The sequence below is a fragment of the Bacillus benzoevorans genome (assembly GCF_014207535.1).
Taxonomy (GTDB): Bacteria; Bacillota; Bacilli; order Bacillales; family Cytobacillaceae; genus Bacillus_BD; species Bacillus_BD benzoevorans.
Map to the genome: position 1 here is coordinate 172788 of NZ_JACHGK010000006.1, position 24158 is coordinate 196945.

22 protein-coding genes and 1 tRNA gene are annotated in these 24158 nt (G+C 40.0%); 21 read left to right on the top strand and 2 right to left on the bottom strand.

Translation table 11 applies throughout. From position 1 onward, the window contains the following. The first annotated feature begins 62 nt into the window (after positions 1-62). The 9 genes from HNR53_RS10625 to HNR53_RS10665 all read left to right on the top strand — a co-directional run bounded on the left by HNR53_RS10625 (position 63) and on the right by HNR53_RS10665 (position 9429). The gene (locus HNR53_RS10625; protein ID WP_184525702.1) at positions 63-1406 is read left to right on the top strand and encodes an LLM class flavin-dependent oxidoreductase; all 1344 of its coding nucleotides are present in this window, start codon (positions 63-65) and stop codon (positions 1404-1406) included. Positions 1407-1560: 154 nt separating this feature from the next. Then, entirely contained in the window at positions 1561-2115 is a 555-nt protein-coding gene (locus HNR53_RS10630; RefSeq protein WP_184525704.1) for a manganese efflux pump MntP, read from the top strand. Between the two features lie 290 nt (positions 2116-2405). Further along, positions 2406-4376, top strand: coding sequence for a serine hydrolase domain-containing protein (locus HNR53_RS10635; RefSeq protein WP_184525706.1), 1971 nt, complete (start codon positions 2406-2408; stop codon positions 4374-4376). A gap of 311 nt (positions 4377-4687) precedes the next feature. Then, positions 4688-4927, top strand: a complete 240-nt coding sequence (locus tag HNR53_RS10640) for a sulfurtransferase TusA family protein (protein ID WP_184525708.1) — start codon at positions 4688-4690, stop codon at positions 4925-4927. A 43-nt stretch (positions 4928-4970) separates the two neighbouring features. Then, a complete protein-coding gene (locus HNR53_RS10645; protein ID WP_184525710.1) occupies positions 4971-5333 on the top strand; it encodes a DsrE family protein in 363 nt (120 codons plus the stop codon). Positions 5334-5457: 124 nt separating this feature from the next. Continuing rightward, positions 5458-6171 carry a sulfurtransferase TusA family protein gene (locus HNR53_RS10650; RefSeq protein WP_184525712.1) on the top strand — a complete coding sequence of 238 codons (714 nt, stop codon included), beginning with the start codon at positions 5458-5460 and terminating at the stop codon, positions 6169-6171. A gap of 13 nt (positions 6172-6184) precedes the next feature. After that, the gene (locus HNR53_RS10655) at positions 6185-7354 is read left to right on the top strand and encodes a cobalamin-independent methionine synthase II family protein (RefSeq protein ID WP_184525714.1); all 1170 of its coding nucleotides are present in this window, start codon (positions 6185-6187) and stop codon (positions 7352-7354) included. Positions 7355-7376: 22 nt separating this feature from the next. Beyond that, positions 7377-7826: an OsmC family protein gene (locus tag HNR53_RS10660; protein ID WP_221452287.1), complete on the top strand. Its 450-nt coding sequence runs from the start codon at positions 7377-7379 to the stop codon at positions 7824-7826. Between the two features lie 139 nt (positions 7827-7965). Beyond that, on the top strand, positions 7966-9429 hold the full coding sequence (locus HNR53_RS10665) for an aminotransferase class V-fold PLP-dependent enzyme (protein WP_184525718.1): 1464 nt from the start codon (positions 7966-7968) through the stop codon (positions 9427-9429). Between the two features lie 100 nt (positions 9430-9529). On the opposite strand, the gene HNR53_RS10670 is transcribed toward HNR53_RS10665, so the two are convergent. Then, complete coding sequence (locus tag HNR53_RS10670; RefSeq protein ID WP_184525720.1) at positions 9530-10072, bottom strand: TDE2712 family protein; 543 nt, start codon at positions 10070-10072, stop codon at positions 9530-9532. Positions 10073-10483: 411 nt separating this feature from the next. Here HNR53_RS10670 and HNR53_RS10675 point away from each other — a divergent pair, with 411 nt between their 5' ends. The 3 genes from HNR53_RS10675 (at position 10484) to selB (ending at position 12898) form a co-directional block, all read left to right on the top strand. Continuing rightward, positions 10484-10684, top strand: a complete 201-nt coding sequence (locus HNR53_RS10675) for a hypothetical protein (protein ID WP_184525722.1) — start codon at positions 10484-10486, stop codon at positions 10682-10684. A 106-nt stretch (positions 10685-10790) separates the two neighbouring features. Beyond that, positions 10791-10887: transfer RNA gene (locus HNR53_RS10680), tRNA-Sec, on the top strand. 127 nt (positions 10888-11014) lie between these two features. Next, entirely contained in the window at positions 11015-12898 is a 1884-nt protein-coding gene (gene selB / locus HNR53_RS10685) for a selenocysteine-specific translation elongation factor (protein ID WP_184525724.1), read from the top strand. Positions 12899-12968: 70 nt separating this feature from the next. On the opposite strand, the gene selD is transcribed toward selB, so the two are convergent. Beyond that, complete coding sequence (gene selD, locus HNR53_RS10690) at positions 12969-14021, bottom strand: selenide, water dikinase SelD (RefSeq protein WP_184525726.1); 1053 nt, start codon at positions 14019-14021, stop codon at positions 12969-12971. 190 nt (positions 14022-14211) lie between these two features. Here selD and selA point away from each other — a divergent pair, with 190 nt between their 5' ends. The 9 genes from selA to grdD all read left to right on the top strand — a co-directional run bounded on the left by selA (position 14212) and on the right by grdD (position 24147). Then, the gene (gene selA / locus HNR53_RS10695; protein WP_184525728.1) at positions 14212-15621 is read left to right on the top strand and encodes an L-seryl-tRNA(Sec) selenium transferase; all 1410 of its coding nucleotides are present in this window, start codon (positions 14212-14214) and stop codon (positions 15619-15621) included. A gap of 479 nt (positions 15622-16100) precedes the next feature. Beyond that, positions 16101-16493 carry a GrdX family protein gene (locus HNR53_RS10700; RefSeq protein WP_184525730.1) on the top strand — a complete coding sequence of 131 codons (393 nt, stop codon included), beginning with the start codon at positions 16101-16103 and terminating at the stop codon, positions 16491-16493. Positions 16494-16871: 378 nt separating this feature from the next. Beyond that, entirely contained in the window at positions 16872-17810 is a 939-nt protein-coding gene (trxB, locus tag HNR53_RS10705; protein WP_184525732.1) for a thioredoxin-disulfide reductase, read from the top strand. A 31-nt stretch (positions 17811-17841) separates the two neighbouring features. Then, complete coding sequence (gene trxA / locus HNR53_RS10710) at positions 17842-18168, top strand: thioredoxin TrxA (protein WP_184525734.1); 327 nt, start codon at positions 17842-17844, stop codon at positions 18166-18168. Positions 18169-18227: 59 nt separating this feature from the next. Then, on the top strand, positions 18228-19523 hold the full coding sequence (locus tag HNR53_RS10715) for a glycine/sarcosine/betaine reductase component B subunit (protein WP_425488700.1): 1296 nt from the start codon (positions 18228-18230) through the stop codon (positions 19521-19523). 36 nt (positions 19524-19559) lie between these two features. Continuing rightward, entirely contained in the window at positions 19560-20033 is a 474-nt protein-coding gene (gene grdA, locus HNR53_RS10720) for a glycine/sarcosine/betaine reductase complex selenoprotein A (RefSeq protein WP_246439526.1), read from the top strand. A gap of 21 nt (positions 20034-20054) precedes the next feature. Then, a complete protein-coding gene (gene grdB, locus HNR53_RS10725; RefSeq protein ID WP_184525736.1) occupies positions 20055-21362 on the top strand; it encodes a glycine reductase complex selenoprotein B in 1308 nt (435 codons plus the stop codon). Positions 21363-21436: 74 nt separating this feature from the next. After that, the gene (grdC, locus tag HNR53_RS10730) at positions 21437-22969 is read left to right on the top strand and encodes a glycine/sarcosine/betaine reductase complex component C subunit beta (protein WP_184525738.1); all 1533 of its coding nucleotides are present in this window, start codon (positions 21437-21439) and stop codon (positions 22967-22969) included. Between the two features lie 11 nt (positions 22970-22980). After that, the gene (gene grdD / locus HNR53_RS10735) at positions 22981-24147 is read left to right on the top strand and encodes a glycine/sarcosine/betaine reductase complex component C subunit alpha (RefSeq protein ID WP_184525740.1); all 1167 of its coding nucleotides are present in this window, start codon (positions 22981-22983) and stop codon (positions 24145-24147) included. The last annotated feature ends 11 nt before the right edge of the window (positions 24148-24158 follow it).

Here is a 24158-nt window from a genome sequence, read left to right on the forward strand (position 1 = left end):
GCTGGTCTCGAATATTTGAGTTTAATCTCATTAAGTCAATATGAGAAATAGGAGCGATGAATATGGCAAAGGGACAAATGAAATTAGGAGCATTTTTCAATCTTCCGGGGCATCATGTCGCAAGCTGGCGTCACCCTTCTTCAGGTGCCGGCCGCGTATTTGATTTAGATTATTTAACTGAATTGGCTCAAACAGCAGAGCGGGCAAAATTTGATATGGTGTTTTTTGCGGATGTATTTGGCCAGCCTGTTTCAGAGAACGGCTCATCAGGATTGAAGCTTGATCCTGTGATCATTATTTCGGCGCTGCAAGCCGTTACGAAAAATATCGGTTTTACCGCAACGCTGACGACAACGTATAATGAACCGTTCCATGTTGCACGTAAATTCAGCGCGATTGACCATCTGTCAAAAGGGCGGGCAGCTTGGAATGTTGTGACATCTGCTAATGATAATGAATCATTGCTTTTTGGCAAAGAAAAACACTTGCAGCATGCCTTCCGTTATGAACGGGCAGAAGAGTTTGTAGATGTTGTCAAGAAACTATGGTTTTCTATTGAAGATGAAGCACTTGTCATCGATAAGGAAAAAGGTAAGTTTTTAGATTTGGAAAAAGTACATCCAGTCGATCATGATGGAGTATGGTTTAAAGTACATGGCACGCCCGATTCACCATCGACACCGCAAGGACATCCGGTAATTGTGCAAGCAGGTTCATCTGAAGCAGGAAAGGAACTTGCAGCAAAAACAGCGGAAGTTATTTTTACAGCCTGGCAGACACTTGAAGACGCACAAGCCTTCTACCTTGATGTAAAAGGGCGCCTGGCAAAATACGGACGGAAGCCGGAGGATTTGAAAATTATGCCGGGGGTATTTATAACCGTGGCAAAAACAGAGGAAGAGGCTTGGGCCAAACAGCGGGAGTTGAACAGCTATATTACTCCTGAAGTAGGATTAGCCTATTTATCAGCCTTTACGAACATAGATTTAACCGGATATGATGTAGACAAACCGCTGCCGGATGTTGCTGAGTTTGATGATGAAACGAATCCGCGTATACGCTATAACATCATTCGCGACCTTGCTGAACGGGAAAATTTGCAATCCATACGTGAAATATATGAGCATATTTCGGGTGGCCGCGGTCACAGGGAAATCGTTGGAACACCTGCACAAATTGCCGACAAGCTAGAAGAGTGGTTCTTAAATGATGCAGCAGATGGCTTTAATATCATGGCTCCGCATTTTCCGCAAGGTTTCAACGAAATTGTTGAATTAGTCATTCCTGAACTACAGCACCGCGGTCTATTCCGGACTGAATATGAGGGAAACACGTTACGAGAAAACTTGGGACTCTCTGTACCGGTTAATCCGAATAGAAAAGCGAAACAAATAGATGTGCAATAATTTGGTGCCTGGCACCAAAAAAGGACATTTGTTCACCCCCAGTGGACAAATGTCTTTTTTTATTGGAAGTTCAGGCACTATTTTGTCTATTTTATTCTGCTTCTATCCTTGTGAGGACATGCATATGCTGTAAGCGAGGGGGAGTGGGAATGGAATGCCGTCAATCATCGGAGAATTTGTAACGATCGTCATTATGGCCTTTGCCCTAGGGATGGACGCCTTTTCTGTCAGTCTGGGGATGGGCATGTATAAGCTGCGTTTAAGGCAGGTTCTTAACATTGGGATTACGATAGGGATTTTTCATATTATTATGCCGCTCCTCGGGATTATCACGGGCCGCTTTTTATCGGCGCAGTTTGGCGAAATTGCCACATACATAGGCGGAGCATTGCTGCTGATTTTAGGCGTGCAAATGATCTGGTCAAGCCTTTCGCAGCAACAAGAATCCTTGATTACACCGACGGGATTGGGTCTGCTTTTTTTTGCCCTGAGTGTTAGTCTCGACAGCTTTTCCGTTGGCTTAACCCTCGGTATATTTGGAGCGAAAACGATGGTTGTCCTGATTATCTTTGGAGTTGGGGCGACTCTTTTGGCGTGGCTCGGCCTGTTAATCGGACAAAGAGTCCAGGGCCTGCTGGGGAAATACAGTGAAGCATTGGGTGGAGCAATCCTCTTTCTCTTCAGCCTAAAACTATTAATTCCTTTTTAAATAGGCTTTGTTAAAGGTCGATGTGTGCCTCTGAACGGAAATAAACAAACAAGTTTAACAGAGCCAGAAAATAATCTCATTTAAACACCTGACCAATAGGTGTTTTTTCTATGTTCGATAGGTTTTGCAGCAGCGGGTATTGCCTATTATGCCTCAGAATTTACAAAAATTTCATAATTTTTAATAGTTTCACCTTGAATAATGGACTACACTTAAAACGAAAGGGCTATTGGGTAAAATTGGAAGATGCATAAAAGAAAATAGAATTGTCATAATGAGGAGGTGCTCGCATGAACCGTTATACGAAAAAGAAACATGTTTCCATTATTCTTTGTCTAATTGTTTTGTTGTTTTCCTTTTTCCCTGCCGCTTCTATTGCTGCAGAGGAAACAAATGCGGCTGTTGAAACAGGAGAAACGCAGCATCTGGAAACAGGAAACAGGGCTAATGAAAAAACAACCCCATCAGGAATTCCGCTTTCTGAAGTGGAGGGATTCGTTGATGGGTATGTAGACGATTATATTGGAAAAACCGTTCCAGGAGCCGCGATTGTTGTGCTGAAGGACAACCAAATTGTCTTATCGAAGGGATATGGCTATGCTGATATCGAGAGAAAAATAGAAGTGAATCCAGAGACTACGGTATTTGAATGGGGATCCGTCAGCAAACTGTTTGTTTGGACATCCGTCATGCAGCTGGTCGAGCAGGGGAAAATAGATTTAAATGAAGATATCCGCACGTATTTACCTGAAGGTTTTTTAACAAAGCTGAAATATGATGAACCAATCACGATGCTGCATTTGATGCATCATAATGCCGGGTTTGAAGAGTATGTTTTTGATTTAGGATATGATAAGCCAGACAAAGTAAAGTCTTTGGAGGAGGGATTGAAGCTTTCCGAGCCAGAGCAGGTGTATAAGCCGGGTGAGGTCGTTGCCTATTCCAATTTTGGCACGGCGCTGGCGGGGTTTATTGTTGAAAGGATGACGGGGCAGGAATTTTATCAATATGTGCAAGGGAATATCCTTGAAAAAATTGGCAGTAAGGATTCGTCCATCCATCCGACATGGAGCGATAAACCGGAACTGATTGATAATAAGGCGGCAGGCTATACGTATACAGAGCCGTCTCAATTCAAAGAATTAATGTGGTTCTATGTTTCGATGTATCCAGCCGGATCGGCCAATGGTCCGGTGGTTGATTTGGCCAATTTCGCTTCTGCGTTCATGCCGCAGCCGGGGGAGGAATCGCCGCTTTTTCAAAAAGAAAGTACATTACATGAAATGCTTGCACAAAGTTATACAGCGAATGAGAACATTCCCGGCATTGCCCATGGATTTTGGGAGTATCAAGGGAAGAAGCGCGGTCTGACTCACGGAGGCAATACCGCAGCCTTCTCGAGTAACCTTCATATCGTGCCAGAGGAGAACTTTGCTGTAATTGTGCTGACGAATCAGTCGGGAGAAGCCGATCTTTGCTACGGTTTGACGAAAAAACTTGTTGGTGAGAAAGAGATTTCTGCTTCAGCTGAAAAGCTGCCCGATCCTGCAGAAGTGGAAGGGACCTATACCATGGCACGCAGAGGATACGGCGGATTTATGAATATTTATTTCGATCTGCTGTCTTTTAAAGTGGAAGCGCTGAATGAGCGGGAAGTTCAAATAAGCGGGATGGGGATGGAAGGCAAATATGTGCAAACAAGTCCTTACGTGTACCAAAAAACAGAGGGCCATGTCATGCTTGATGCGATGAGCCCAATATATGTTCATGTAAAGGATAGGGAGCCAACTCAAATATCGATGTCAATAACGGATCTGCTGCCGGTTGGAAAAGGGAAAACAACCCCTTATCTCATTATAGGTGTCGGCCTATTGCTTCTGAGCTTTGTCTATTTCATCATTGCTCCATTTGTGATTTTGGTGCGGGGAATCATCAGGAAAAGGAGAAAAATCCCGGCTGAATCACATCAGCGGTGGAACAGCGGAATTATTTTATCAGGAACTGCTATCGTGCTGAATAATGTTCTTATGTTCCTTCGATTGATGATCAATCCTTTTGCTTCCTATTCCGAAATGGTGCCTCACATTATCCTAAACTATGGATTAACCGCCCTGAGTGTCATTTGTGTTGGAATATTGGCCGTGAAAGGACGGAAAGCGGAGTTAATGAAAGGACAGAAATTCTGGTATGGATTCTCGGCGGCGATGACGCTGTTTCTGATTATCCTTATGGTTTATTGGCAGTTTTATAGCGCAACTTGATATGGAAAAAGGCCTTTGGTATAGGAGGATTCATTTAGTTTGTAACGCACCGCTAAGTATTGTTAAGTGGCAATATAGGTGTATAGGGAAAAATGTTAATGTTTTGTGAATGAAGGAAGTTAGGAATCTATTTGGAAATATAGAAAACGTTGGTAGATTCATGTTTCTGGTATTAGTATCTAAAAAATCAATGGATATTAATCAGAAGTATCGATAAAATAATCTTATATCAGAATAATATTAGTTTATACTTTAAGAGTATGGGAGATACAAAGTGATGAAGAAAAGCAAATGATGAAGGGAACGAAAAAATGGGGCAGCAATATTCACCAGTTATGACATATGATGCAGGTCCAACGGGTTGCGGCGAATTAATTATGAATTTGTTTCTAACCATGAGAAAAATGAATAGGGGCGAGATTATCGAGGTTATCTCTTATGATCCAGGCGCACGTGAAGATCTTCCAGCGTGGTGCCGATTGCAAAATAATCATTTGTTGGAACGAATCGATGATGGAAATATTAGTCATTACTTTATTAAAAAAGGCTGATTTTGCCTTTTACATATTAAAGGATTAATAGGAGGATATAAAAATGGCAGGTAAATTCTTAGTAAGTTTAACAAATGCAAAAAACGATCCAGATAAAGCGACAGTTGGCTTCGTTGTGGCCAATGCAGCTGTTGCATCAGGTCAAGATACTGCTGTCTTTTTAAATGTTGAAGGTGCATACTTGGCATCAAAAGGTTATGCAGATGATATTCATGAAGAGGGATTTGCCCCATTAAAACAACTTATGGACCAATTTGTTGAAGCAGGCGGAACTCTTTGGGTATGCAGTCCATGTTTTAAAAAACGTAATTTGAACGAAGAGAATTTGATTGAAGGCGCTGTCATTGTTGGCGGAGCTAAAATTGTTGAATTCTTAAGTCAAGGCGCTGCTTCCATCACTTATTAAGAAATTTATAACAGGATTAAATAATGCATTAACTTTACTCCCCTTTTATTAATTGAAAGGGGAGTAAAAAATGATGCTCTATATCATTATGTGAAAAGATTAACAAAGTGAAAAAGGTGATTTTATGGAGAATCCAAAAGCAGTTTGCGATGGCGGCGATTTAGATTGTGGTTCCGGTTTATTGTTAATCATCAAAAAAGCAATGGATCCTTTATCAAATGGAGAAATATTAGAAGTGCGCAGCCGTGAGCGGACGGTTGCTGACGATTTACCTGCCTGGTGCAGGATGGTGGATCACGCATTTCTAGGTTCAGAGCCAGGGGACAATACGACAAGATATTTTGTCCGCAAAGGTTCGCAGCAAGGAGAGTTGGCCTCTGACTTAGAAGCGGCAAAAGGATATAAATGGAATGTTCGTGTTCAGGCTGAACGCTCTTTAACCGCTAAAGTTCATTCTAGGAATCATACTTTTATTGTCGGACAGCCTGCTGATTTTGGTTCTAAAGTGGATGCTCCTAGCGCAATTGATTACTTTCTTGGAGCGCTGGCATCCGATTTGGCCGTTGGTTTTAAGGCGCAAGCCTCACGAAGAAATATCGAAATTGACCAACTGGAAGTCTCGATTAAAGCAGGATTGGAAAATGTTCTGTATCATTTGGAATTGGAAGATGGAGGAAGTCCGAAAATCCAGGAAATGAAGGGAACCTTTTATGTCTCCTCGCCACAGCCGGAGGAAGAGTTAGAAAAACTGTGGGAAAACACGCTGCAACGGTCTCCGATTTACCAAACGCTAAAGCAAACAATGAATATCGATATACAGTTTTCCATTGTATTTTAGGGAGGTTTTCTAAATGACGCTACCAACATTCCCCACGACTGTCATTGGCAGTTGGCCGCGCGCGAAAGAAGTACAAAGTGCCATGCGTGATAAACGCGCAGGCCGCATTACGGATGAAGAATTTCAAGCTGTTGCCGATAAAGCAACGTTGCAGATCTTGAAATGGCAAGAGGAAGCAGGCATTGATATTGTTTGCGACGGTGAACAGCGCAGGGATAATTATATCTCCTTTGTTGCAGAGCATTTGCATAATGTCCGCATGCTAAGTGTTTCTGAGTTACTAGAGTATGTAGAAGATAAATCTAGTTTTGAAGAAATCTTAGGGACATTAGATGTACCAGCCTTTTCCATGTCCAATCCTGCAGCGACAGGCAAAATCAGCCGCAAAAAACCGCTCGCATTAAATGACTTTTTATTTTTAAAAAAACATACAGACAAAGCGGTGAAAGTGACGATACCTGGACCCTATTTATTAACAAGATCGATGTGGGTAGAAGGACTATCTACTGATGCTTATCCAACAAAAGAGGATTTGGCTGTCGATATTGTTAAAGTATTGCGCGAGGAATTGGAGGATCTAATTGCAGCGGGTGTTGAATTTGTTCAATTTGATGAGCCTGTCTTAACCGAAGTGGTATTTACGAAAAAGAATGCAAATAGAACCTTCATGTGCGGCGCATTAACAGCAAAAGCAGATGCGGAAGAAGAGTTAGCGTTTGCCTTAAGCTTAATCAATCAAGTGACCGCTGGCATGCTTGGAAGAGGCACAACGATTGGTGTTCACATTTGCCGCGGAAACTGGAGCACAGATGATGATATCTTACTGCGCGGCCCATATTTTCCATTAACACCTTATCTGGAAAAAGTAAATGTTGACCAGCTGGCTTTAGAATATGCAACACCACGGGCAGGAGAAATTGATGCTGTTAAGAACATTGGCAGCAAATCATTAGGTTTTGGTGTGATCAATCCTAGAACGGTAAATGTGGAATCTGTTGAAGATATTATTGCACGTGTAGAAGAAGTAAGAAAAATCTTACCTGATGAAAAGATCCTGTTAAATCCGGATTGTGGTTTCGGAACCTTTGCACAGCGTCCAATGAACAGTGATGAAATTGCTTTTGAAAAATTAAAAGTCATGGTTGAGGCGGCAAAAAAACTACGCGAAACGGTAAGAGTGTAAAATTTTTGGAGGTGTGAATGAAATGTTGACAGTAAAAGTAGAAGGAATCGGAAATGGAATGAGAACCGATTCAGTGGCAGGAAAGCATAAAATTGCTATTGATGAACCCGAAACAATGGCTGGAAAGGATTCTGCAATTGATCCACTTTCAGCTTTTTTAGCATCACTTATTGGCTGTGAAAACGTAATGGCACAAATCATTGCCAAAGAAATGAACTTTGATCTTCAAGGAATCTCATTTGATGTAGAAGGTGAAATTGATCCTAGCGGTCTAATGGGGAATTTGGAAGTAAAACCATATTTCGAAAAAGTAGTCATTAAAGCAGCCATTGAAACATCAGAATCTCAAGAGAGAATTAATGAAATGCAGGCTGCTGTTGATCTGCGCTGTCCGATCTTTAGAACCATTAAAGACGCTGGAATTCCCGTTGAAAATCAATGGGTGAAAGCAAAGGCAGCGGCTGCAGTTTAAATAGGACATGATCGGATCTCGAATGTAACATACGGGATCCGGTATTTTTTTAAAGAAATAATGCATGCAGCAGCCAGAGGAAGACCATTCTATGAATTTCAAGGTATTTTTGGTTGGAAGAGGGTTGAGGTGAAAAGAAATGAATGATTTAGAGAAACACTTTCAATTCTTTAGAAAAAATACGATTGGGAATGAACAATTTTTTCATACCCCTTATGGCAGAAAAAAAATCCTTTACGCAGATTGGACCGCTAGCGGAAGACTATATAGACCCATCGAAGAAAAAATTTTCGATCAATTTGGTCCCTATGCAGCGAATACACATACAGAAACGAATATTACAGGAAAAAGTATGACATGGGCTTACCTTGAAGCCAAGAACATCATCAAAAAACATGTACATGCTGACGAAAATGATATTCTCCTTTTTGAAGGAACCGGGATGACGGGAGCAATCCGTAAAATCCAGAGATTACTAGGATTAACTCTTCATGAAAACTATCAAAGTTTGCACGGACTAAAGGATTTAGCCAAACCAGTCATCTTCATTACTCATATGGAACACCATTCTAATCAAATTTCTTGGGAAGAAACATTGGCTGATGTCGTCATTGTTCCACCGGATGAGAATGGAGATGTTTCTCCGCTCATGCTCGAGAAGATGATGAAACGGTATGAAGATCGACCATTAAAAATTGGTTCATTTACGGCATGTTCGAATGTAACGGGAATTGTAACACCTTACTATAAGTTGGCAGAAGTGATGCATAAATACGGAGGAATATGTTTCGTTGATTTTTCTGCATCAGCTCCTTATGTGAAAATGGACATGCATCCTAAAAGTGCGATGCAATACTTAGATGGAATATTCTTTTCGCCTCATAAGTTTTTAGGCGGTCCAGGGACAATGGGTGTTGCGATTGTTTCTAAGAAAGCCCTGCAAACAAAAACGCCTGATCGCCCAGGCGGGGGAACGGTCAATTGGACAACTCCTTGGGGTGAAAAATCATATATAGCTAATTTGGAAGAAAGAGAAGATGGCGGGACACCGGGATTCTTACAAGCGATCCGCACAGCATTAGTGATCCGTTTGAAGGAAGAGATGGGGATAGAGAATATATGCGAACAAGATAAAAAATGGCTGCAGTTACTGTTCAAGCAATTAAAGCAAAATAAACAGATTATTTTATTGGAAAAAGATAAAAAAGACCGCCTTCCTATCCTGTCATTTTACGTGGACAACCTTCATCATCAACTGTTGGTAAAGCTTTTAAATGATGTACACGGTATTCAAGTAAGAGGCGGCTGTTCATGTGCCGGAACGTATGGACATTATTTGTTCGGTCTTGATAAACAACGATCACAATCTATTAAAGACGAAATGAACAAAGGAAATTATTATGCAAAGCCAGGGTGGGTACGACTTTCCCTTCATCCAACGATGACGGAAAAAGAAGTACTATATATAGCCCATGCCATAAATGATATAACTTCCAATATGAACACATACAAAGCAGATTATACGTATCTGCCGGATTTGAATGAATATCAGCATAAGAATGAATGTGATATCAATTATGAAGGTTGGTTTGATTTTGTGTAAGCCCGAATGAACGGAAAGAACGATACGCATCACAGCTAGCCGTATACCGTGTTTTTTTCGCATATACGGCTTAGCAAGGGATAACACCGATGTTTTTCAATTATTTTTTTAATAACTCTTCAAGTTTTTCTTTTATAAATTCTTTTATTTGCTTTCCGCCAATGGTTGCGCTTTCACCATCTTCAGCTGATGGCATCACTCTAAAGAAGTTTATGATTAGCCTGTTTCCCTTTATGATATATTCATCCATATGAAGCGGTGAGAATCTTACTTCAAGTTCTTCATACCTTGAACTGCCTTCAGCATTCTTTACGTCTTCCGCCATATCATCAATATTAAGCAGTTTAAGCGGCTTTACCATAGTATCTGTATAGCTCAAATCTTCCATCATCCACATGTTATTATTCCAAAAACGAGCTTCTTTCTGTGTCTTTTGTGATAGAATTTCTCTATTTGTAATGGCACTTAAAACCTTGCGAACTGATTCCGCATTAAACTCATCATCGTAGGAAGCTGTTATTCCTTTCATGGCTGCTACTTCGTGAAGAAATGATTCGGCCACCTTTTCCTTATCATTTGAAGCCTGCCAAAAATATAGCATCGACTCGATTTCTTCAAGATTTAATTTAATTCTCTGGACCATTTTTGCTTATCCCTCCATATAACTTTAATATAAATCGAAATACAATTTTTTTATTCTAGGCTCTGTTAAACTTGATTGTTGATTTCCGTTCCAGGCACTTCGCTTTCCTGCGGGCGACCGACGAGCCTCCTCGACACTTCGTGTCTGCGGGGTCTCGTCTGTCTCGCTTCTCCCGCGGGAGTCTTCGTGCCTTCCACTCCAATCAACAAGGGACAATAAATCAACATTGACCTTTAACACAGCCTTATTCTAAAATAATATTCTAAAAAACTTAATATGTACTTTTTTAATATATCATATCTAAAACATTAGAGGGAAAATTACATAAAAAGTTCACATTGGTATCACTAGATCTACTCCGATATCAGTGATATTCTAAAGATGAATTCAAAAGAAGCGGGTGGAGAAACCGTGGAAACTACTGAAAAATGTTACTGCTTAGAAATGTTCCGGAAGACAAACCCTGATGCCCAAGGTGAATGTTTAAAAATGCAATGTGGAAGATATAAAATCGAGAAGCTTAAAGAGGAAAATGGGGGGAAACCCATTTCGATGAAGGAATTGCGCAAGGAGCTGCTGAGAAGGAAGAAAGCTAATCAATCAAGTTGGTAGTCAATTCATCATCATAATGACGATTTTATCTGCCAGGATCCTTCTTATAAATGTTATTAGAATAATTTATTGACAGGTTTTTCTATTTATGTGATACTGTTCACATGGGAGTGGATGGGTTCTGGTGTTCCCTCTAGTCTTCAAAACTAGCATGAGGAGTTAGTAGCTACTTAGGTGGGTTCGATTCCCACACATTCCCGCCAAACTTTCCTATCTTAAGGCTTAGCAGAGCCTATAAAAAAAGACCCTAAAAACGGGTCTTTTTTAGTTATTATGAATCTAAATCCATTAAAAGATGAGTAGAATGAAAAATTGGAAGGTGTATATCAAATGGACCATTTCGTAATAGGAACAGCAGGGCACGTCGATCATGGGAAGACAACCTTAATTAAAGCAATGACTGGGATGGAAACAGATACAACGGCGGAAGAGAAAACACGCGGCCTTTCGATTAATTTAGGTTTTGCCTATATGGATCTGCCAAGCGGGAAACGCGCCGGCATTGTTGATGTTCCAGGTCATGAGAAATTTATTAAAAACATGATGGCTGGTCTGTCTGGTATTCAATTAATACTCCTAGTCATTGATGCCGGAGAGGGCATAATGCCGCAAACAAAAGAGCATATGGATATTTTGCAAATACTAGGAATCAAAAATTATATTATTGTGCTGACAAAAGCAAATACCGTTGATCAAGAATTAGTGGAATTAGTAGAAGAAGATATTAAAGAGCAATTACACGGAACGCTGCTTGAAGATGCTCCAATCTATAAAGTTGATTCATTATCCGGCATGGGAATCAATGAATTGATTGCAGAGATTGATCATGTCAGCCAAACGATTGAACGCGCAAGCTCACTTGTTCCACCAAGAATGCATATTGACCGCGTCTTTTCGCTCAAAGGTTTTGGAACGATTGTGACCGGGACGCTGATCGAAGGTGCGTTACGCATAAATGACGAATTAGTGATATATCCAAAGGAACTGCGTACAAAAATAAGAAATATCCAAGTTCACGAACAAAATGTTGATGAGGCTGTAGCCGGAATGAGAGTAGCGTTAAATTTAGCAAACGTACATGTGAACGATGTCTCAAGAGGGGACACTCTGGCTGTACCCGAATCTGTGCAAAGAACGTGGATGATTGATGTACAAGCACATCTATTACCACATGCAGAGGAGCCGCTTAAACTTTGGAATCGGCTGCGCCTTCATATAGGAACAAGAGAGATCCTTTGCCGCACAGTTCCGATCGGCGTTAAAATAGTCGAGCCAGGTGAAGAAGCTTTTTTACAGCTGCGGCTTGAGGAAGAAATTGTGGCCAAGAGGGGCGATAAATTTATTATTCGGTCCTATTCCCCTATGCACGTCATTGGGGGAGGAAGCATTTTAGATACGACACCAACAAAACATCGCCGTTTTAATGAGGAAATCATACAAACACTTGAGACACGTGCAAAAGGTTCAACAAATGAAATGATTGATGATTTTGTTGTTAGAAAAGAGGAATTACTAACTTCTAAAGAAGAAGTAGTCAGCTATTTAGGCATTTCTCAAACAGAAATTAACGAGACTATGGCTGACATGGTAAGCAGCAAACAATTGCTGCCAGTCAATCAGCAGTATATGCATCCATTGAAGTATGAACAGTTTAAAAAAGAGATGGCAGCGATACTGGAACATTTTCACAAAACTTATAGTCTCCGAACAGGCATCATAAAAGAAGAATTGCGCTCTCGAATTGCACCAGATCTAAAAGGAAAAGATTTTGATCGGCTTTTACAAATGCTGGCTGAGGAAAAGTTGATTAAGAATCATCATGATACCATTTCTTTAAGTGAATTTACTGTAACCTATAACAGAGCTCAATTGCAGGAAAAAGAGGAAATCGAGCAAAGCTTGAAACAATCCGGTTTCACTCCGCCAAGTGAAGCGGAACTTATTGGTGAACATAAAGAACGAAAAGAAATAATCGATTCACTTGTAGGCAAAACGATTATTCGCCTTGATCCTGAAACGGTTATTTATAAAGACTATTATGATACTGCAGTAGAAAAAGTGACAGAGTTCATAAAGGGAAATGGCAAAATGACGCTCGCCGAATTTCGTGATATGATTGGATCTAATCGCAAATATTCTTTGATTATCCTCGAATACTTAGATAAAAATAAAATAACGCGACGAGTGGAAGATTATCGCGTCCTTCATTCATGAACTCTATTGGAACAAAAGCGAAAAGGCATTTGGGAATATTCCTATTCCCAAATGCCTTTTGTCTTGATACCTATTCTTTGTTCACAATAATTAATTTGTCTTGTTTCTCGATTACTTCACCAATGATCCAGGAATCATGTCCTTCGTTTTTCAATGCTTGGACATATTTTTCAGCATCAGTTGGATTCATGGCGGCTAATAAACCACCTGATGTAATCGCATCACAAAGGATGATTTGTTCTTCAGGGGCAATGTTGTGGTATTCCACATCTTTTTCAAGCCATTTATGATTTGATTTAGAACCTCCGGGAACAACACCATCTTGTGCCAGTTTTAGTGTACCATCAAGAATAGGGACTTTATTATAATCAAAACGTAAGGTTACATGACTCCCGCTTGCCATTTCACTGCCATGTCCAAGAAGTCCAAAACCAGTCACATCGGTAACGGCATTAGGTGAAAAGTCACTTAAAACTTCTGCTGCTTTCTTATTTAACGTGGCCATCGTTTCGATAACCATTTTTTCCTGTTCTTCTGTTACGGCACTCCGTTTGATTCCGGTTGTGAGAATACCGACACCGATTGGTTTAGTTATGACGAGTACATCGCCGGGTTTGGCACCAACATTTCGCCAAACTTTATCCGGATGGACAATCCCTGTTACGGACAAACCGTATTTTGGTTCTTGATCATCAATCGAGTGTCCGCCCACTAATATTGCCCCGGATTCTTTTATCTTATCAGAACCACCGCGTAAAATTTCAGCTAAAATTTCTCCGCCTAATTTTTTCACCGGGTAGCCCACCATATTTAACGCTGTTAATGGTTTACCTCCCATTGCATATACGTCGCTCAATGCATTTGCGACGGCAATTTGACCAAACGTATATGGATCATCCACAACAGGAGTAAAGTAATCAATCGTCTGGATTAACGCAATCGAATCTGTTAATTTATATACACCTGCATCATCTGATGTTTCATGTCCAACCAGTAATTCAGGAACTCTTTCTTGTTCAGGTAATAAGCGCAAAACTTGCGCTAGGTCTTCGGGCCCGATTTTACAGCCTCAACCAGCCTTTGTTGAAAATGAAGTAAGACGAACTTTTTCTTGCTCATTCATAAAACACACCTCCAACCATAGTATACAAGTTTTTCTCTTTAAATGTACATGACTAATATATGAAATTTGCTCCAAAGGAACCATTCCTATTGCACGGATTCCTGAAAAAGGTTTATTGTATACATGGGATTCAAGGGTTTGGGAAATGGTATAATAAGTGGGTATTTTATCTTATTTCGGAGGGAACTTAATGAGACAATTATTGAAATATCTGCCGCCCATTCATGAACTGCAGAAGCATGAAAGGTTTTCCGTGTTAATGAATCAATATGGGATTGATCAGACAAACATGACAGCCATTTTGGCAAATGTATTAAATGATATAAGGGAAATGCTTTTGCAAAACCAATGGTCTGGAATCGAGCCTGGAAATGAATTATTTATAACAGAAATTTTTAACCGCTCGGAAAAGGTCATTCAAGAGCAATTTCAGTACACATTGAAAAATGTCATTAATGCGACGGGTACCATTTTACATACAAATTTAGGCAGAGCACGTTTAAGCGAGCAGACGATTGAACATGTCACAAAAGTTGCCTCGCAATATTCCAATTTAGAATATAAATTAGAAGAAGGGGAGCGCGGCTCCAGACATAGTCATGCGGAAGAGCTCATTAAAAGGATTACAGGTGCAGAGGCCGCAATGGTCGTTAATAATAATGCTGCAGCAGTCTATTTCATTCTTCGCGCATTTGCAGCTAATAAAGAAGTGATTGTTTCCAGAGGACAATTAGTTGAAATAGGCGGTTCTTTCCGCATTTCTTCGATTATGGAAGAAAGCGGAGCAAAGCTTATTGAAGTGGGTACCACGAATAAAACACATTTTTATGATTATGAACGTGCCATCAACGAAGAGACACGAATGATCTTAAAAGTACATACCAGTAATTTTAAAATACAAGGATTTACTGAATCCGTTGAAACAAAAGAATTAGTAGACTTAGCTAAGCAACATGAACAAGTTATTTTTTATGAAGATTTAGGCAGTGGTGTTTTATATGATTTTCGCCAGCATGGTATTGGTGATGAGCCGGTTGTTGGCGAAGTTCTGAAGATGGGTGCTGATCTTGTTTCTTTTAGTGGTGATAAACTTTTAGGCGGGCCACAGGCAGGAATCATTGCCGGTAAAAAAGAGTTAATTGCTAAACTCAAAAAACACCAGCTAGCCCGTGTTTTAAGGGTAGATAAAATGACTCTTGCGGCATTAGAGGGAACACTAATGCATTATCTCAAAGGAAAAGATGAACTCCGCAAAGTCCCAGTCATTGGAGATTTATTAAAAAGTAAAGCAGAATTGCAGCGGCGCTCAGAGGAATTCAAGGAAAAACTTAATGCAGCCTGTAATTCTTATTCTATCAACATCATGGAAGGAACAAGCCAGGTTGGAGGGGGAACCATGCCTGAAGTATTATTGCCATCATTTGTGGTTGCATTAAAGCACCATGTTCTATCCGCAGAAAATTTGGCAAAGATCTTAAGGACGCAATACACGCCTTCCATCATTGTACGAATCCAAAGGGATGAGTTCCAGCTGGATTTAAGAACGGTGAATATCGAAGAAGAAGAAATAATGATTAAGGTATTAGCATCGATAGAATAAAGCTTAATGAGGAGGAAGCACTGGCGAAGGTGCTTTCTAAATTTTTTTCACCGTGATGCCTCGACAAATTCTCACTTAAAATTGATATATTAATATATAAATATTGTTAAACTAATAAATACAGTATATTTTCTGATTTACTATTTCAGTAAAACTTATCCTGAAACTGACCTATTAGTTGGAGTAGGAATTGTTGATCATGCTCAAATAATCTGAATGATTTAACTTTAGTGGAAGACATTGACAGCCTATTTAGCAAGCTTTATACTGACAGAGTAATAAGGTATTTCAATATAACTTTGATGAAAGGGATGACAAGAGGTTAGAAGATGAAATTTATTATTTCATAAGACTTCCCTTCTAGAACGCCCAAAAGAGTATATTTTTTTTGATTGAATGAAAGCGCTTTTAATACTTGTGCGTGACATTCTTTGAAAGGTTAAAGTTTTATGAAAATGGGCTTATAAGAGGTGTATAAATTGAGGGAAAAGGCAATCATTATTACGAATAATGTACTTTCAAAAGAAGGTTTTGAAAAAACATCTGATGTAGTATTTGTAGAAGGTTCATTAATGGATGTAATGAAAATGGCTAGAGATTATGTTCACAAAGGCCATAGGCTCTTAACGCATCCTCTTATGGGTAGTATTAAGCCAAACGAAACACCATATAAGACTATAGCTATATCACTTAAAGCCGATAACAGTGTTAATCTGGATTCCTTGAATTTAATGGAAAACAGTATCGAGACCTCGGAAAGACTAATCAGTAATAAGCCTCCAAGAAAGTGGTCTAAAGACATTATTGATAGGGTTTATGAGGATTATCGAGTAATCGATTTTGATTTGATTTACCAAGCTTTCAACATTTAAGAAGTTTCTAGTCAATACGCAATAAACCAGGCATCAAGCGAATCCGTTTTATCTATAAACGGATTTTAAAAATGAACAATTTGTGAACCGTTGAGCACGTTTGGCTCAATTTTAAAAATGAACAATTTGTGAACTACTGAGCACTTTGGGCTTGGTTTTAAAAATGAACAATTTGTGAATTATTGAGCACGTTCTAATGAATTTAAAACAATGGACAATTTGTGAAATAGTGAGCAAAGTAAAAATGAACTATTTGTGAAGTTGTGAACAAAGTAAAGAATTAATGATACTATGATTTTGTAAAAAAGGTTAGCAATAATAAGTCACGTAAAAATTACCTCAAACGAGGAATCTAACTATATGCGAGGAGGAATTTAAATGTCAAAGATTTACGACATCGTTATCGTAGGCGGGGGTCCTGCAGGACTTTCAGCAGGACTATATGGTTCCAGAGCAAAATTGGAAGTTCTTGTAATCGAAAAGTCGAAGTTTGGCGGACAAACGGCCACCACTTCTGAACTGGAAAATTACCCAGGCTCAATCCCTGATTGTACAGGCCCATCTCTGACAGAAAGAATGCATGAACAGGCATCAGAGTTTGGAACAGAATTTGTAAAAGATGATATCGTTTCCGTTGATTTCTCAGGAGATATCAAAGTACTTAACGGTAAGAATGCTCAATACCAAGGAAGAACTATCATCATCGCAACAGGTGCAGAACCAAGACTTGCCGGTTTTGAAAATGAGATGGAGCTAAGAGCAAAAGGAGTTTCATACTGTGCAACATGCGACGCTGACTTCTTTGAAGAATTAGATGTTGCTGTTATTGGCGGCGGGGATTCAGCTATTGATGAAGCGATTTATCTAACAAAGTTTGCTGACTCAGTCACAATTGTTCATAGAAGAGATTCGCTAAGAGCAGCAAAATCGCTTCAAGAAAAGGCATTTAACAATCCGAAAATTAAATTTGTTTGGGATTCAGTTCCCGTTAAAGCGAATGGTGATGAAATGCTTGAAGGTCTTGAAATCAAGAATGTTAAAACGGGAGAAACATCAACCCTTGATGTAAATGGTGTATTCGTATTCGTCGGACTTGACCCAATCACAGAAGCTTTCAAGGGCCAAGTTGAACTTGAAGGCGGTTACATTCCAACGGATGAAGATATGAGAACAAACGTACCAGGAGTTTTCGCCGCAGGGGATGTAAGGGTTAAGTCTTTAAGACAAGTTATAACAGCAGCTGCAGACGGAGCAATGGCTTCAATCGCTGCAGAAAAATATATTGCTGAACATGAAACAGCTTTGGTTCATGCATAATAAATAATTTCTAAAATCAGGAGGGCTCATAATGTTAGAACTAACTAAAGATAATTTTGAAGCTGAAGTAACAAATTACACTGAAAAACCAGTATTCGTTGATTACTGGGGCGACAAATGTACAACTTGTATCGCTATGATGCCGGATGTTCATAAATTAGAAGAAACCTATGGCGATAAAATTAAGTTTACAAGTTTAAATACAAGCGGCAATAGAAGACTTGCCATCGCTCAAAAGGTACTTGGCCTGCCAACAATGATTGTCTATGTAAATGGAGAAAAGGCTGAGGCTCTAACACCGGACAAAATTTCTTCAGTAGCTGATGTTGAAGAAATGATTAAGAGATTCTACAAATAATTTAGCAGCAATTTATAACGTTATAAGGGCTTTGCCTTTATATAAATTAGCTTAGGGTGGTGAAGGCTTTGCGCCTTGAATTAGGAAATATTTTTATTAAGGATGTACAATTTGGACCAGATACTAAGGTAGAAAACGGCGTCCTCTATGTAAATAAGGAAGAACTGCTTAAAGAAGTTGGCGGCGACGAAAGATTAGCTTCAATCGATATTGATATCGTTCATCCGGGAGATGAAGTAAGAATCATCCCTGTTAAAGACGTTATCGAGCCAAGAGTCAAGGTTGAAGGAAAAGGTGGAATATTCCCTGGATTTATTTCAGGTGTAGAACAAGTTGGATCAGGCAGAACTCATGTATTAAAGGGAGCTGCTGTTGTTACAACTGGTAAAATCGTTGGTTTCCAAGAAGGTATCGTAGATATGTCAGGAGAGGGAGCGAAATTCACTCCATTCTCAAAGACTCATAATGTCGTTATGATCTGTGAACCAGTTGAGGGAGCTCAACAGCACGAACATGAAGAAGCAGTCAGAATGATTGGATACAAGACAGCTGTTTATCTTGGAAAAGCTGGGGCAAGCGTTGAACCAGACGAAGTAAAGACTTATGAAACTAAGCCATTACTTGAGCAGGCTAAGGAATACCCAGAATTACCAAAGGTTGTTTATGTATACATGCTTCAGACTCAAGGTCTGCTTCATGACACATATGTGTATGGTGTAGATGCTAAGAAAATCATCCCAACATTTTTATACCCAACTGAAGCATTTGATGGAGCTGTAGTTAGTGGAAACTGCGTTTCAGCTTGCGATAAGAACCCATCATATGTTCATATGAATCACCCGGTCATCACTGACCTGTACGAAAGACATGGCAAGGACTTTAACTTCCTTGGCGTAGTCATTACAAATGAAAACGTATACCTGGCCGATAAGGAAAGATCATCAAACATGACAGCTAAGCTTGTTGAGTTCCTTGGAGCAGATGCCGTTATCATTTCAGAAGAAGGGTTTGGTAATCCGGATGCTGACCTTGTTATGAACTGTAACAAGATTACTGCAAAGGGAGTAAAGACTGTTCTTATAACAGATGAGTACGCTGGAAGAGATGGAGCATCTCAATCACTTGCTGACTCAACTCCAAAGGGTGACGCAGTCGTTACGGGAGGAAATGCAAACGAAATTATTGTTCTTCCGCCGATGAAGAAAGTAATCGGGCACCCGGAAGTTGTTGATATCCTTTCAGGTGGATTCGACGGATCATTAAGAGCCGACGGATCAATCGAAGCTGAAATCCAAGTTATCACCGGTGCTACAAGTGAAGTTGGTTTCAACTATTTAACAGCTCAAGGATTCTAATTCATAGAAATTTAAGATATTAGGAGGTTTTTTATCATGATTTTAAAAGGTAGACATGTTATCGCTATCGGAGACAGAGACGGAATTCCGGGACCAGCTATTGAGGAATGTGCAAAAAGTGCAGGAGCAGAAATTGTATTTGCTTCAACAGAATGCTTCGTTTGAACTGCCGCAGGCGCAATGGATCTGGAGATCCAACAAAGAGTTAAAGATACAGTTGATAAATTAGGTGCAGAAAATGTAGTAGTTATTCTTGGTGGAGCAGAAGCTGAATCAGCAGGACTTTCAGCTGAAACTGTAACAGCGGGAGACCCAACATTTGCAGGACCTTTAGCGAGTGTTGAACTAGGCCTTAGAGTATACCATGTAGTTGAGGACGAATTGAAGGCTGAATTTGATGAGTCTGTATATGAAGAACAATGCGGGATGATGGAAATGGTTCTTGATGTAGATGCCATCAAAGAAGAAGTTGGAAACGTCAGAAAAGAATATACAAAGTTTAACGACTAATCCGCCAGGAGGAAAGAACAAATGATACGTGTAGTACATTATATAAATCAGTTCTTCGGCCAAATTGGTGGTGAAGAAATGGCTCACATTGCTCCTGAAAGAAGAGAAGGTATTGTAGGACCAGGAGCAGCAATCAATAAGAGTTTCAAGGGTGAAGCTGAAATCATTGGAACGATCATTTGTGGTGACTCATACTTTGCTGAACACCAAGAACAAGCTGAACAAGAAATACTTGATATGGTTAAATCATTTAACCCTGACGTATTTATCGCAGGACCTGCATTCAACGCAGGAAGATATGGTACAGCCTGCGGTGCAGTAGGTAAATTAGTTCAGGAACATCTTAACATACCAGTCGTATCAGGGATGTACATTGAAAATCCAGGCGCTGATATGTTCAAGAAGGACCTTTACTTAATTTCTACAAAGAACAATGCAGCGGGTATCAGAGACGCAGCTCCAAAGATGGCAGCTCTAGCATTAAAGCTTGCTAAGGGTGAGACAGTAGGATCACCAGCTGAAGAAGGTTACATCGAAAGAGGGATCAGAAAGAACTACTTCGCAACTGAAAGAGGCTCAAAGAGAGCAGTTGATATGCTCGTTAAAAAGATTAAGGGTGAAGATTTCGTAACAGAATTCAAGATGCCTGTATTCGATAATGTAGCACCAGCAGCACCAGTTGCTGATATCACAAAAGCAAAAGTAGCTATCGTGACATCAGGCGGTATCGTTCCAAAAGGTAACCCTGATCACATCGAAGCTTCTAACGCGCAAAAATTTGGCGAATATGATATCGAAGGCTTAATGGATCTTACTGGTGAAACTCACCAAACAGCTCACGGCGGCCATGACCCAGTATACGCTAACGATGACCCAGATAGAGTTATTCCTGTTGACGTATTAAGAGACATGGAAAAAGAAGGAAAGATCGGCAGTCTTCATAGATACTTCTATTCAACAACCGGTAACGGTACAGCTGTTTTAAGCTCTAAGAAATATGGTCAAGAAATCGCGAAGCGTTTAATAGCGGACGGAGTTCAGGCTGTTATTATGACTTCCACCTGAGGTACTTGTACAAGATGCGGTGCATCTATGTTAAAAGAAATTGAAAGAGCGGGACTACCAATTGTTCACATGTGTACAATTGTTCCAATTTCATTGACTGTTGGAGCAAACAGAATCGTTCCGACAATCGCTATTCCACACCCACTTGGAAACCCAAGTCTTCCAAAAGAAGAGGAAAAGGCATTAAGAAGAAAGCTTGTTGAAACAGCTCTTAAAGCCCTTGAAACTCCAGTGGAAGATCAAACAGTATTTGAAGTAAAATAATAGTTTAACCCAAAAAAAGGGGGTGGAAAACTCCACCTCCTTTATTGATGGTATATATTTTTGGAGGTGCCCATATGTTTCCAGTAATTAAAGGAGCAAGTTATGTCCTTGTTAATTCCCCTGATATGATCATTCATAACGGCTCAACGCAAACGCTTGAAAGAGAAACACACCCAGATTCAGAATACCTAAAGAAATTACCAGAGCATATTCGCTCGTTTGAAGATTCTGTCGCTTATCCGGCTAATCAAGTTTATATCGGTAATGTTACTCCTTTAGAACTTGCAGCTATGCCAAAGCCATGGTTTGAAAAGAAAATTGAAAATGCCTCAAGATTTGGGAAATATGGCGAAATCATGCCTCAAGAAGAGTTTTATGGTCTGATAAAAGTATCAGATGCATTTGACCTTGTTTTAATTGAAAAAGGATATATGGCTAACGTTAAGACTCAATTTGAAGCACACCCGCTTTTAAAGGACCTTACAGCAAAACTTGGTGAAGGTTATGAAATGGCTGACATTGAAACAGCAGTTAATACACAACATGCTGAGCCGCTTTATCAAAATGGTGAGCTAGTAGGATGTATCAAGAGAGCACATGAGTTCGATAAGAACTTAACTTCACATATCATGACAGAAAACCTTGTTGTTAAAGCTTCAGGTATCCTTGCAGGATTACATTTATTAGACAAGTATGACATTAACAAGGATGAGATCGAATATATTATCGAGTGTTCAGAAGAAGCTTGTGGAGATATGAACCAAAGAGGCGGCGGTAACTTCGCGAAGTCTATCGGAGAAATACTTGGATTAACGAATGCTACTGGTTCAGACCTTAGAGGTTTCTGTGCTGCACCTTCACATTCCCTTGTAAGCGCTGCAGGGCTTGTAAAGTCTGGAATATACAAGAATGTTCTTGTCATCGCAGGTGGAGCTTCAGCTAAACTTGCCATGAACGGTAAGGACCACGTCAAGAAAGACATGCCAATCATCGAAGACGTAATCGGCGGATTCGCCGTTCTTATTTCTGAAAATGATGGAGTGAACCCAATTATCAGAACAGACGCTATCGGAAGACATACAGTAGGTGCCGGTGCATCACCACAGGCTGTTATGGAGGCTCTTGTTGCGAAACCACTTGATGCAGCTGGACTTTCATTTACAGATATCGATGTCTATTCTTCAGAAATGCAAAACCCTGAAGCTACAGAACCAGCTGGTGCTGGAGACGTTCCAACAGCTAACTACAAGATGATCGGTGCTCTTGCAGTTAAGAAGGGGCAATTAGAAAAAGCTAAGCTTCCTGAATTCTTTAAGCAAGCAGGATACGTGGGATTTGCACCAACACAAGGTCATATTCCATCAGGTGTTCCATCAGTAGGATTTGCCAGAGAGCAAATTCTTGAAGGAGCAATTAACAGATTAATGGTTATCGGAAAAGGTAGCTTATTCCTTGGTAGAATGACAAACCTATTTGATGGCTGCTCATTAATAATTGAAAAGAATACTGGATTAGTAGAAGAGGCCGGCGCAGTTTCTAAAGATGAAGTAAAGAGCATGGTTGCAGAGGCTATGAAGGATTTTGCTTCCTACCTACTTCAGAAGTAAGGGGTGATAGCATGTCAAAGGACAACGTTAATAATCTTATTGGTCAAGTATTTAGTGAAATAGCAGATGCTATGGAGAGTGGAAGCTTTGGCAGCAGAGTGAAAGTAGGTTTAACAACTCTTGGAAGTGAGCATGGAGTTGAGGAACTTGTCAAGGCTGCTGAAATGGCATCAAACAAATACAGAGACTTCGAAGTCGTATTAATTGGACCAAAGGTTGATACGAAGCTTACTGTTTACGAAGTAAGCAGTGAAGACGAAGCTCATAAGGTAATGGAAAAACTCCTTGATGCAAATGAAATTCAAGGCTGCGTTACAATGCACTATAACTTCCCAATCGGTGTTTCAACAGTGGGCAGAGTCATTACTCCGGCAAAAGGCAAGGAGATGATTCTTGCTACAACTACAGGAACTTCATCCACTCACCGGGTTGAGGGTATGGTGAAGAATGCCATTTACGGGATCATTACGGCCAAAGCTTGTGGAATTGAAAACCCAACTGTAGGTATTCTGAATGTTGATGGAGCAAGACAGGTTGAAAGAGCACTTAAAGACCTTATCGCAAAGGGTTATGAAGTGAACTTTACTGAATCTGTTAGAGCAGATGGCGGGGCTGTTATGAGAGGAAATGACCTTCTTACAGGAACACCTGATGTTATGATTACTGATTCATTAACAGGAAACATTCTGATGAAGATGTTCTCGTCCTATACTACAGGAGGAAGCTATGAAGCTTCAGGCTATGGATATGGCCCAGGAGTTGGCGAAGGATATGGAAGACTAATCAATATTATTTCAAGAGCGTCTGGTGCGCCGGTTATTTGTGAAGCATTAAGATACAGTGCAACATGTGCGCAAAATAATATCATTGAGGTTTCCAAGAATGAATTCGCTAAGCTATACAAAGCAGGACTTAAGGATGTTCTTGCAAAACTAACGCAAGCAAGTGAAAAGAAGGAAACTAGTTCAGAAGAAGTTGTTGCGCCTCCTAAGAAGGTTGTAACATCCTCAATTGCTGGTATTGATATTCTTGAACTTGAAGATGCAGTAAAAGAACTTTGGAAAAAAGGCGTATACTCAGAAAGCGGAATGGGATGTACGGGTCCTATCGTTCTTATCGCTGATGATGAAGCGGACAAAGCGAAAGAAATTTTAACTGCAGCAGGTTATATGTCATAAACCTCGAAAAA

Coding starts and splice junctions, on each gene's coding strand:
- HNR53_RS10655 (WP_184525714.1), top strand. CDS start 6,185: ATGACGCTACCAACATTCCCCACGACTGTCATTGGCAGTTGGCCGCGC.
- trxA (WP_184525734.1), top strand. CDS start 17,842: ATGTTAGAACTAACTAAAGATAATTTTGAAGCTGAAGTAACAAATTAC.
- trxB (WP_184525732.1), top strand. CDS start 16,872: ATGTCAAAGATTTACGACATCGTTATCGTAGGCGGGGGTCCTGCAGGA.
- HNR53_RS10635 (WP_184525706.1), top strand. CDS start 2,406: ATGAACCGTTATACGAAAAAGAAACATGTTTCCATTATTCTTTGTCTA.
- selB (WP_184525724.1), top strand. CDS start 11,015: ATGGACCATTTCGTAATAGGAACAGCAGGGCACGTCGATCATGGGAAG.
- HNR53_RS10645 (WP_184525710.1), top strand. CDS start 4,971: ATGGCAGGTAAATTCTTAGTAAGTTTAACAAATGCAAAAAACGATCCA.
- selA (WP_184525728.1), top strand. CDS start 14,212: ATGAGACAATTATTGAAATATCTGCCGCCCATTCATGAACTGCAGAAG.
- HNR53_RS10650 (WP_184525712.1), top strand. CDS start 5,458: ATGGAGAATCCAAAAGCAGTTTGCGATGGCGGCGATTTAGATTGTGGT.
- HNR53_RS10625 (WP_184525702.1), top strand. CDS start 63: ATGGCAAAGGGACAAATGAAATTAGGAGCATTTTTCAATCTTCCGGGG.
- HNR53_RS10630 (WP_184525704.1), top strand. CDS start 1,561: ATGCCGTCAATCATCGGAGAATTTGTAACGATCGTCATTATGGCCTTT.
- HNR53_RS10665 (WP_184525718.1), top strand. CDS start 7,966: ATGAATGATTTAGAGAAACACTTTCAATTCTTTAGAAAAAATACGATT.
- grdD (WP_184525740.1), top strand. CDS start 22,981: ATGTCAAAGGACAACGTTAATAATCTTATTGGTCAAGTATTTAGTGAA.
- HNR53_RS10670 (WP_184525720.1), bottom strand. CDS start 10,072: ATGGTCCAGAGAATTAAATTAAATCTTGAAGAAATCGAGTCGATGCTA.
- grdC (WP_184525738.1), top strand. CDS start 21,437: ATGTTTCCAGTAATTAAAGGAGCAAGTTATGTCCTTGTTAATTCCCCT.
- HNR53_RS10660 (WP_221452287.1), top strand. CDS start 7,377: ATGTTGACAGTAAAAGTAGAAGGAATCGGAAATGGAATGAGAACCGAT.
- HNR53_RS10640 (WP_184525708.1), top strand. CDS start 4,688: ATGGGGCAGCAATATTCACCAGTTATGACATATGATGCAGGTCCAACG.